1 protein-coding gene is annotated in these 1,620 nt (G+C 70.2%); it reads left to right on the plus strand.

The annotated features are described in order from the left end of the window. The first annotated feature begins 80 nt into the window (after positions 1-80). On the plus strand, positions 81-1,535 hold the full coding sequence (locus tag C1I97_RS36840) for an APC family permease (protein WP_111007231.1): 1,455 nt from the start codon (positions 81-83) through the stop codon (positions 1,533-1,535). Positions 1,536-1,620 lie beyond the last annotated feature (85 nt).

Genomic DNA, 1,620 nt, shown 5'->3' on the forward strand with positions numbered 1-1,620 from the left:
ACCCGGCTCTTCCCACCCGGCTCTCCCCACTCGGCTCTTCCCTTCAGGCTCTGCCACCGCTCTCCGTCCGAAGGAGACCCATGCCCGAGCAACCTGCCCTCGCCAAGAAGATGCGCTGGTACGACGGGTTCGCCATGTCGCTGACCATGCCGGCCGCGCTCATCGCCTCCCTGGGGGCCTCCATAGGGGGGCTCGGCGCATGGGGCGCGATCGCCCTGTGGACGGTGTCCATGGTGCTGGCCACCGCCACCAACTGGATCTACACCGAGATGGCCGCGATGTTCCCCGATTCCTCGGGCGGTATCGCGCACTACGCCACCGAGGGCTGGCGCAGCCGGATGCCCGCCGTCGGGGCCCTGGCCGGCATCGGCTACTGGCTTCCCTGGACGACCGCCCTGTCGGTGTACGCGGGCATCATCGGCTCCCTGGTGCAGGCCCAGTGGTTCCCCGGCCAGACCTGGACACTCGACCTGGGCGTGGCCGAGCTGAGCCTGCCGATCGTGATCGGCCTCGTCGTCATTGGGCTGCTGTACGCGGCCGCGATGTACGGCCTGCACGCGGCGATGTGGGTGGTCTACGTGACCGGCGGCATCCTGCTGATCCCCCTCGCCGTCTTCGTCGTGGGGCCGTTCCTCTCCGGCGACTGGAGCACGGCCGGCCTGCACTGGAACCTGCACGGTATGAGCGGGCTCCGCGAGGCCCTGGTGTGGCTGTACATCATGGCCTGGACGTCCTTCGGCGTGGAGGTGTGCGCGACCTTCGCCCCCGAGTACAAGGAGACCGTGCGGGACACCTCCCGGGCGCTGCGCGCGGGAGTGCTGTTCTGCCTCGGTGTCTTCGTCCTGCTGCCGCTGGCGCTCTCGGGTTACGTCGGCGAGAAGAGGATCGGCGACGATCCGATCGCGTTCTACGTCGGCGCCTTCCACGACCTGGTCGGCGGGGCCGCCGACCTGATGATCGTGTTCCTCATCGCCTCGCTGCTGCTCATCATGATCACCGGACTGGCCGACGGCTCACGGGTGCTGTACGACATGGGCCGGCAGGGCGTCACGATCCGTCAGGTCGGTGTGCTCAACCGGCGCGGAGTACCCGCACGCGCGCTCACCGTCGCGCTGGTGCTCAACGTGATCGTGCTGGTGGTGCTCAAGACGCCGCTGGCGATCATCGTCACCGGCAACCTGGGCTACATCCTGACCCACATCCTGGCGATCTCCGGCTTCGCGCTGCTGCGCCGGGACCGCCCCGACCTGGCACGCCCGATCCGGCTCCCCGACTTCTTCGTGCCGCTGGCCTGGTTCCTCACCGCGCTGCTGGCCGTCATCCTGGCCGTCGGCGCCACCGGCTTCTCCATCACCGGCTACGGGGGCTTCAAGGAACTCGCCATCGCCCTGGGCGTACTGGCCACGGCGGTCGTGCTGGGGGAGTACCGCCGCCGGGTCCAAGACCGCGACGCCCCGGCACCCGCGGACGGTTCCGCAGCCCACGCCGACGAGTCCGCCACCCACGACGAGACGCGGGAAGCCCCCCGCCTCTGAACGGTCCGGTGCGGTGAACGTCCGGCGCCCCCCAGCCTGGCCCCGGGGGGCACCTGCCCCTGGGAGTCACCTCCCGCCCGGGCCC

This window comes from Streptomyces sp. NTH33 (genome assembly GCF_003236365.1).
Classification (GTDB): domain Bacteria; phylum Actinomycetota; class Actinomycetes; order Streptomycetales; family Streptomycetaceae; genus Streptomyces.

Coding starts and splice junctions, on each gene's coding strand:
- C1I97_RS36840 (WP_111007231.1), top strand. CDS start 81: ATGCCCGAGCAACCTGCCCTCGCCAAGAAGATGCGCTGGTACGACGGG.